8 protein-coding genes are annotated in these 8243 nt (G+C 72.3%); 6 read left to right on the top strand and 2 right to left on the bottom strand.

Going from position 1 to position 8243, the window contains the following annotated elements; genetic code table 11:
* The first annotated feature begins 495 nt into the window (after window positions 1–495).
* Entirely contained in the window at window positions 496–1083 is a 588-nt protein-coding gene (locus ACWCXH_RS39350) for an HhH-GPD-type base excision DNA repair protein (protein ID WP_449806324.1), read from the top strand.
* Window positions 1084–1527: 444 nt separating this feature from the next.
* Here the strand turns inward: ACWCXH_RS39350 and ACWCXH_RS39355 are convergent, their stop codons facing one another.
* Window positions 1528–2520: a hypothetical protein gene (locus ACWCXH_RS39355; RefSeq protein ID WP_449806325.1), complete on the bottom strand. Its 993-nt coding sequence runs from the start codon at window positions 2518–2520 to the stop codon at window positions 1528–1530.
* A gap of 335 nt (window positions 2521–2855) precedes the next feature.
* On the opposite strand from ACWCXH_RS39355, the gene ACWCXH_RS39360 reads away from it, so the two are divergent.
* The 4 genes from ACWCXH_RS39360 (at window position 2856) to ACWCXH_RS39375 (ending at window position 6620) form a co-directional block, all read left to right on the top strand.
* Window positions 2856–3128 carry a hypothetical protein gene (locus tag ACWCXH_RS39360; protein ID WP_449806326.1) on the top strand — a complete coding sequence of 91 codons (273 nt, stop codon included), beginning with the start codon at window positions 2856–2858 and terminating at the stop codon, window positions 3126–3128.
* Between the two features lie 240 nt (window positions 3129–3368).
* The gene (locus ACWCXH_RS39365) at window positions 3369–3983 is read left to right on the top strand and encodes an ISAs1 family transposase (RefSeq protein ID WP_449806327.1); all 615 of its coding nucleotides are present in this window, start codon (window positions 3369–3371) and stop codon (window positions 3981–3983) included.
* Complete coding sequence (locus tag ACWCXH_RS39370) at window positions 3923–4786, top strand: polysaccharide lyase family 7 protein (protein WP_449806328.1); 864 nt, start codon at window positions 3923–3925, stop codon at window positions 4784–4786. Before ACWCXH_RS39365 ends, ACWCXH_RS39370 begins: the two co-directional genes overlap by 61 nt.
* A 490-nt stretch (window positions 4787–5276) precedes the next feature.
* On the top strand, window positions 5277–6620 hold the full coding sequence (locus ACWCXH_RS39375) for an eCIS core domain-containing protein (protein WP_449806329.1): 1344 nt from the start codon (window positions 5277–5279) through the stop codon (window positions 6618–6620).
* Between the two features lie 190 nt (window positions 6621–6810).
* Here ACWCXH_RS39375 and ACWCXH_RS39380 read toward each other — a convergent pair whose 3' ends face one another.
* Window positions 6811–7299, bottom strand: coding sequence for a DUF6924 domain-containing protein (locus ACWCXH_RS39380; protein WP_449806330.1), 489 nt, complete (start codon window positions 7297–7299; stop codon window positions 6811–6813).
* Between the two features lie 726 nt (window positions 7300–8025).
* On the opposite strand from ACWCXH_RS39380, the gene ACWCXH_RS39385 reads away from it, so the two are divergent.
* On the top strand, window positions 8026–8243 hold a 218-nt coding region (locus ACWCXH_RS39385), incomplete at its 3' end, for a hypothetical protein (protein ID WP_449806331.1).

Raw genomic sequence — 8243 nt, forward strand, 5'->3', positions numbered from 1 at the left:
GGAGACCGCATCCTCGCCGGACGTCAACCCCCGTGGCTGGCAGCAGACTTCGACACAACGGGACGAACCGCTCACACCCTCACAGAACTCCCTCTCAGGACGGCGGCATCCGGGCTGCGGGAGCACGCGAGGGCGAGATAGCCGGTCATAGCAACACTCCTTACCGCGCTCAGGAGGGTGCAAGGCCAGCGGATCCGTCCCACGATGGGGACGGCGGATCCTTCCGGCGACCGGGCAGGGAGCCCGAGCGGTCCTGAAACCACCACGGCGTCCGACGGCCGTGCCGCCACCGCGCCGCGCGGTCATTTCAACTCTAGTCCTCCCTGCCCTGGGCGGCCGCGTCGCGCCAGGGGAGGAGCTGGCGCACCGCCGCCGTCCGGCCCCGGCGGGACGACCCGATGTAACGCCCTGGCGCGTGTCGCCTGGAAGTCCGGCACCGGCGCGGACACGCTGGACCGAAAACCCGATCATCAGCGCGCAAGGAACCCCGGGCCGGTGGACGTCACGGTGCGCATCACGCAGCAGGCTGAGGCCGACGCCCTGCTCTCCCGCAGCGCGCTCGCCCTGCTCATGGGAGCCCTTTTGGACCGGCAGATGCCCTCGGAATGGGCCTCCGCCCAGCCGGCAGTCATCGCCCGGCGCCTGGGCTGCGGCGACCTGGACACCGACCGGATCGCCTGGCACGATCCCGAGGACCTCACCGCACTGTTCGCGGCCCGGCCCGCCGTCCACGACTCCCCCGGCCTGATGGCCCGGCGGGTCCAGGAACTGTGCCGCCACCTCGCCGCCCGCCACGACGGCCAGGCCGCCGCCGTCTGGGAAGGCGCCACCACCGGCCGGGACCTGTACCGGCGGATCAACGAGCTGCCAGGCTTCGGCCGGCAGAAGTCCCAGATCTTCGCGACCCTCCTCGGCAAGCAGTACGGCATCCGCCCCGACGACTGGCGCGAGGCAGCCAGCCCCTACGGCGAGGACGGCGCCTTCCTGTCCGTCGCCGACGTCACCGGACCCGAGTCCCTGGCGAAAGTCCGCGCGCACCGGCAGCAGGAACGCCGCGCCGCCAAAAACGCCACGCCAGAATGACGTGCTCCGTCAAAGCCGCCGCGCCCTCCCCACCCGAACCGGCCCGATGTGCGCGGCGCTGGTGCTCACCGCCGGGTCCAGGCCGGACAGGCGGGCTCGTGCCAGGTCGTACGGACGACGATCCCGCCCGGAGTGAGGTGCTCACTCGACCAGGTCCAGCAGCACCCACCGCCAGGCCGCGCGGGGGCCGGCGGCCTGGCGGCACGAACCGGAACAGCGGGTACGGGGAGGGTGGGCGCGGCCGAACGGCGCGGCTGGCGGGGGCGCCTGTGGAGGGTGTCGTCATGCCGCAGGATCTGCCCGCCCCACCGTCCCGCCGAACCTGGCCACCACCCCGACGGCCCAGACCCGGCCGTTCTCACCCACCCCTGACCTGCACCGACACCCGAAACTCACCGGCCGGTGCCGTCACCAACGCCCCGGAGCGAAACTCCCCAGTGCAGGTCAGCTTGGGTGACGAAACTCCCCGGCGCGGCAGGTCAGCAGGGGTGCGCCGGGTGAGGCGGGATCAGGAGCGGCGCCACCAGGAGCCGCGCCGCTTCGCCTCGGCCGAGGCTTCGGTGGCGGCTCGCTCGCGCTCGGCCTCCACCCGGGCCTGCTGGTCGGCGGCGGCCTGGCGGCAACCAGCGCACAGCCCGTCGTCGCCCCAGGCGGCCCGCTCGCGCTCGGCCCACCGCTCATTCGAGAACGGCGCCCGGCAGCAGGTGCACGCCGGGCGGCGCCGCTCGCGCTCCACCTTCCGCCGCTCCTGCTCCCGTTCCTGGCGGGCCCGGTCGGCGGCAGCCTGCTCGACGGCGAGCAGCTTGTCGCCGTCCGGGTTGTCAAGCGCATTGGTGAGGGTATGCCAGCCGTCCCGGCCGAACCGGTGCCACGGGGGCCAGCGCCGAAGCGGCGCAGCAGCGGCAGCGTGGTCGCGACGATGGGCAGGGCGCGGTGGTGGTCCCGGGCGGTGAGGTTGTCGCCGCGGTACGGCGGCGCGTACCAGGCGTCCTCGGAGGCTGCCTCCACCGCCTGGATGCGGCGCAGCAGCCGCAGGTGGTCGGCCTTCGTCTTCTCCTTCTTCTGCTCGGGGGTGAGCGGTTTGGTGCCGGGGCGGGTGCGCTTGCGGCCGGCCTCGAAGACCAGGGCGAGGGGCGGCAGTCCCTCCCGGCCGGTCGGCGGGTAGACGGTCGGCCACAGCCGCAGGGCGTGGGTGCGGGCGCCGGGGCGGCGCATGCTCGCTTCGAACGCGGCCTTCGCGGCGCCCTTGGCAGGCAGCTCCGCGCGGTAGGTGGCCAGCTTCTCCACGAGCGTGCCGACGCCCTCGTTCTCGTGGTCGACTTCGACCAGGAGCACCGGCACGTCGGCGCCGGGGTCGCGCAGCACGAGATCGGTGAACAGCGAACGGCGCCCGGGCAGCGCGTGCTCGACCTCGGTGGAGAACGCGGTCAGGCGCACCTCGACGGTCCGTAGTTGCTTGGGGCGCAGGCCGTGCTTGATGGCGTGGGCGCGCTGGGCCAGGAGGTGGTCGGCGAAGGCCTGGGCGGCGGGGCGCAGCGGGGCGGGGGTGGCGTCGAGGCGGTGCTGGCGGCGGGCGGCGGCGCGCAGGTCCTCGGTGTCGGTTTCGGGGGTGGGTGGGAGGTGGCCGTGGGTGGTGAAGAAGTCGGTGAGGGCTCGGGTGAGTCGGGCGGTGCGGGCGATGACGTCGCCGGCACCGACGCCGCGGACAACTCGAGCCGGGCGGGACGGGGAAGGGCAATCCCTGGCTCAAGGCGGCCCTCGGCGAAGCCGCGATGTCCGCTTCACGGACCGACACCTTCCTCGGGGCCAGATACAAGCGGCTGGTCAAGCGGCGCGGCCACGGCAAGGCCCTCGTCGCGGTCGCCCGCTCGATGCTCGTCATCGTCTGGCATCTCCTGAGCGACCCGGACGCCCGGTTCCACGACCTCGGCGCAGACCACCACCAGCGCAACCTCGACAAGGCAGTCAGCACGCGCAGACTCGTCCGCCAACTGCAAGCGCTCGGCCACGATGTGCCCCTCGCCCCGCGTCCCGCAGCGACCTGACCCCACCTACTCGGTCCCGGCTCCGTCGGGAGCTGCCGCGCACGAACCCAGGTCATTTCACCGTCTTCCGGCCGATGCTCGCCCCACTCGACCTGGCCGACACCGTGGTCACCTTTGACGCCCTGCACTCGCAGACCGCCCACGCCGCCTTCCTGGTGGAGGACAAGAAGGCCCACTACATCGCCTTGATCAAGGGAAATCAGCCGCTGCTGCACCAGCACCTGAAGCAGCTGCCCTGGCGTGCCGCTGCTGGACAAGACCCGCGCCACCGCACACGGCCGCGACGAGATCCGCCGCGTCAAGACCGCCACCGTCACCTGTGGCCTCGACTTCCCCCACGCCGCCCAGGCCGTGCAGATCGTGCGCCGCCGCCGGATCGTCACTACCGGCAAGGTCAGCCTGGAACGCGTCTACGCAGTGACCGACCTGACGGCGGAGCAGGCCGACGCCCCCGAGATCGCGCACCACGTCCGCGAACACTGGGGCATCGAGAACAAGATCCACCACGTCCGCGACACCACCTTCGCCGAGGACGCCTCGCGTGTGCGGACCGGGACCGCACCCCGGGCCATGGCCGCACTGCGCAACCTCGCCATAGGCGCCCTACGCCTCACCGGCTGCGACAACATCGCCGCCGGGCTCGGCACCGCCCGGGGCGGTCCGGATCTCGTGGACCCGCTCGGCGAACCGCTGGCCCTCCGCCGTTGGGGAAGATCCGTGGTCGGATGGCGCCTCTCCTTGGGTTATGGTTCCGGCTGGCCAGGTCTCAACGAGCGCTCAGAACAAGGATCCCCATGGCGGAGAGCCGAAGCACCGCGACCCGCGCGCTGGCGATGGCCGGCGCCCTGCTGCTGAGCGGCTGCGTCTCCTCCGGCGGTCACCAGCACAAAGCCTCCGCCGCCTCCGCGCCCGCCGCGCCAGGCGTCTGCGTGACGGCGGTGCCCACGGCGGCGGTCACGCCGGTGGACCTGAGCGCCTGGACGCTGGTGCTGCCCACCGCCAAGCCCGGCGACCCGTCCGTGGCTGAGCAGCTCACCCCGGCCCGGCTCACCGACCCGTACCTCACCCGGGGGCCGGGCGGCGGACTGGACTTCTGGGCCCCCGCGGGCGGCGCCACCACCGCCCACTCGCTGCACTCCCGCACGGAGCTGTCCGCGCCCCAGAGGTTCGCCCCGGGCACCGCCTGCCACCACCTGACCGAGAGCCTGGCGATCACCCAACTGCCGGACGTCTCGCACAAGATCACCGTCGGCCAGCTGCACGGAGCAGGAGCCGACGAGGCCGCGCCCTTCGTCATGCTGGCTGTCCAGGGCGACAGCGTCGAGGCGACTCTCGAGACCGTGCCCAAGCCGCAGGGCTCGGTCGGGTCGACCCCGGCGGGCGAGAAGAACCTCAAGTACCACCTGCTCAGCGGGGTACGGCTGGGGGCGACGTTCGGCTACACCATCGCCGACAACGGCAACGGCTCGCTGACCTTCGCCGGCGACTGCGCCGGCACTCCTGGCTGCCAGGCCGCCCCACCGGTCACCGCCCCCGTCCCGCCCGCCTGGACCGGGCACAGCGTGCACTTCATGGCGGGCGACTACGAACAGGACGACGCCGCGACCTCGCACACCGGCGGCGGCCGGCTCACCTGCTACGCGCTCAGCACCGACTGACAGCCCATCAGGGAGCTGTGCCGGCGGCGATGATTCTCATCGCCGCCGGACTCCTCCGAGGGCATTGCGCCCCCCTCCGGGCCAGGACGCGCTGGTGTCACCCCCGACCCACCTGGGCCGGCACGGGATCCCCGGCCTTCGTCCCCGGCCTGCTGCCCGCATCGGCACCACCCGGCAGGAGTGCGCGGGCCGGAACCTGCCCGGCCCGGACCCGGTGACCGCCCTCGGGGCCCTTCTCGATGTCCGACGAACGAGCGCAGCACGGCGGCGCCGTCGGCCGGGCCGCCGTCCCAGGCCGTTTCGCACGGCGCCGGGCTCCACCAGGAGCAGGAGGGCGATCGCGCCTCCGCGGAGCTTCGGCATGGCCTCCCGGGGCAGGGCGAGTGTCCCGCGGTGTGCACTCGCGGCCCTGCTCCGCCGCGACGGTGCCTGGTAAGCATGGCCACGGGCATCCGCGTGACACGGGTGCCCGTGGCGAAGGGAGGGGATCGTGCACGAGCGCACGAAGAACCCGCGCAACGACACGACGTCGCGCACGGCGCCCGGACGCCGGAGCGCCGCCCGGCCGTCCGCCACGGATCAGAACGTCCGGGCGGACGCGCCGATGACTGCGCAGATGGCTCGCTTCCTCCAGACCACCGTCGGCAACGCGGCGGTCGCCCGGATGATCCAGCAACAGCGGCACGCCCACCGCCCCCCTGGCGGCGGACGGGATGCCGCGACCGGCACCGAGGCCGAGACCGCACCGGTGCAGCGATCCGTCGTGCACGACGTCCTGCGTTCCCCGGGCCGGCCGCTGGCCGAACCGGTGCGCGCCGAGATGGAAGCGCGCCTGGGGGAGGACTTCCGTGCCGTGCGCGTCCACGACGACGCCCTGGCCGCCCGGTCTGCGGCCGAGATCGGCGCCCGTGCCTACACCTCGGGCGAGCACGTCGTGCTCGGCCGCGGCGGTTCGGACGATCACACCCTCGCTCACGAACTGACCCATGTGATCCAGCAGCGGCGGGGCCCGGTGGCTGGCACCGAGATCGGATCGGGACTGCGGGTGTCGAGTCCCTCCGATCGCTTCGAGCGCGCGGCCGAGGCGAACGCCACCGAGGCCCTGCGCCGCCCGCTGCCCGCGCCGGTGGCCCGGCCCCTCCCGGGGTCCGGCCCGGTGCCGCTCGGGGTCTCGCGGACGGAGGACCACTCGCGGGCGCCGATCCAGCGCGCTCCCTCGGGGACCGCCGGTGCTGCACCGGTCGCGACGCAGGCCGCCTTCACGCACCTGGCGGGGGACGATCTGGAAGGCGAGTGCGGCTACTTCGAACGCCGGAGGGCCCTGAGCGTCAACCCGCCCCAGCAAGGGGTGATCATCCAGGAGATCACCCGCGTCTTCGCCGTGGAACAGTGGGACGGCCAGGCGTGGGCCCCCCTGCCGAACACGGCCATCGACTCCCACGTCACGGCGAGGAACTCGACCGTGCACGCCACCGTCGGCCGCTACTGGGAGCTGTGGCAGGTCGACGGGCAGGGCAACGTCTCCGACGGCGCGGAGGACACCTTCGGCCTGCCCTCCATCATCCCGGGGAGGAAACGCGTCAACACCACGCGGGGGACCTACACGATCACGGGGAACGCGGTGTTCTACCCCACCGCCGCGGACCCGGCCGCCCTGGGATTCACCAGGGGCGGGGCCGCGCCCGCCGGGGGACTGTACAGCACCCTGTCCGACCCGTCGGGGGCCATCGCGGCCAACGGACTCACCGCCACCGGCCAGCCGGTGCGCTGCCAGGTCCACGTCGAGTGGGACAGCTCCGCGAGCGACAGGTACTCGGTGGTCACCATGACGTGAGCAGGCGCCGACATCGACGAGCTCCAGCGGCAGATCACCCGCCTGAAGCAGAACAACGTCGAGCTCACGGCCGTCTTGGAGGAGGCCCGGGCAGACCTCGATGCCGCACGAGCAGCGAACCGAGATCTGACCCGGGCCCTCAACCAGCGCAGCTGAGGACCCAGTGGCCTACGTCGGCAGGCCGGCGGCTTCATCTCACGGGGCGAAGGACGCCCTCAGGGTCGGCAAGCGCGCTCGCGGCGAACTCATGGAAGTCCATGTTCCCGATCGACAGATTCGCGTGCACGTCATGCACGGCGGCCGGGGCTGTTCGGAACTCGCGGGCCGGCGGGGAGTCGATCAGCTCCTGGTAGTACATGGGGTCGAGGTCCTCATCCTCGTAGAAGAGGTCGAGGGCGAGAAGCGCGTGATGGGCAGACTTCATCGTGGTGTCGTCGGCAACGAAGACCACGCTGAGATCCTCGTCCCGCTTCACCTCAGTGACGACTGCCTCAAGCGGCGCCCCGGCCCAAGCCGAGTCATCGACCAGGTGGATCTCGGCCTCATACTCTCCGCAGTCCCCCCACGGCCGGGAAACCTCCTCCACCACCGCCTGCCACGCCGCCTCATCCTCGAAGTCAGTTCTGATGATCAGAGCAGCGGACTCGTCGCGTCCAACGATCTCGCGCAACCCGTTCATGTGTCTCGCTCCCCTCCTCGGCCTTCGGCCGGCACACAGGGCTCAGCAGTCATAGCGGTGAATCGTGGGCCAGTTGGGGCAGGCACGGCAGACGAAGACGTATACACCGCCGGCGTCTCCCATGACCATCCCGTGGCTGTCGTCCTGCCGGGCGTCGGACACCTCCCAGCCGGAGCCGGGACGCGTTCGCTCCTCGACCGGCAGCCATCGGCCGCACGACTCGCTCGCCGAGATCGTCAGGAGGTGCTCCATCCGTTCGCCGCATACGCACTCGGGCCAACGCGGCGCCTGGGTCCAGCCCGGCGGCCCGACCACCGCGCGTCCGCGCGCGGGGTTGTAGTGGTCCGGCGCGGCACATGTCGGCCACGGCTCGTCAGCCGGCCACAACAGCGGTCCACCAAGCGAGCTCTCACACCGACCGGGGGCACCTGCACGCGGGTACAGCAGAGTGGTGGATCGGGCATGCGGCACCAGATCCGGAAAGTGATCCGCTATGGCGAGGGGCGGCGGCGGAACGGTGAAACTCATGAGGCCTCCAAATCGCCGCATGGTAGCGCGGGCCACCGACACCACCTGGCGGGGGATCAGCCCGGGGCGGCTCGCGCGCAGGACGGCCGACGCTCACCCTCCCGGGCGATGGCACCACAGCTGTTGCATTCGCTAGGCTCACCTTCACCGCTGCTGACCTGCACTGCACTACCCACCACGCGTCATCAGCCCCAGAGAATGCGCTTTCTCGCCGCCCGCCAGGACGACGAGAACACCCGGCAGATCCTGGAGCGGTACGCCGACGCCGTCGAGCAGGTGCTGCGCCACGAGATCATCCCCGGCGGCGACGACGAGCTGGTGGAGGAGCTGCGCTACACCCTGGACGCCTACGTGCTGCTGGGCAGCGTCCAGAGCGAACACCGGCCCGAGTTGACCGACGGGGAACGGGTCGCGCT

This window comes from Kitasatospora sp. NPDC001660 (assembly GCF_053596725.1).

Bases quoted from the DNA above. Each gene is read 5' to 3' on its own strand.
- ACWCXH_RS39370 (WP_449806328.1), top strand. From the start codon at position 3,923: ATGGCGGAGAGCCGAAGCACCGCGACCCGCGCGCTGGCGATGGCCGGC.
- ACWCXH_RS39380 (WP_449806330.1), bottom strand. From the start codon at position 7,299: ATGAACGGGTTGCGCGAGATCGTTGGACGCGACGAGTCCGCTGCTCTG.
- ACWCXH_RS39360 (WP_449806326.1), top strand. From the start codon at position 2,856: ATGTCCGCTTCACGGACCGACACCTTCCTCGGGGCCAGATACAAGCGG.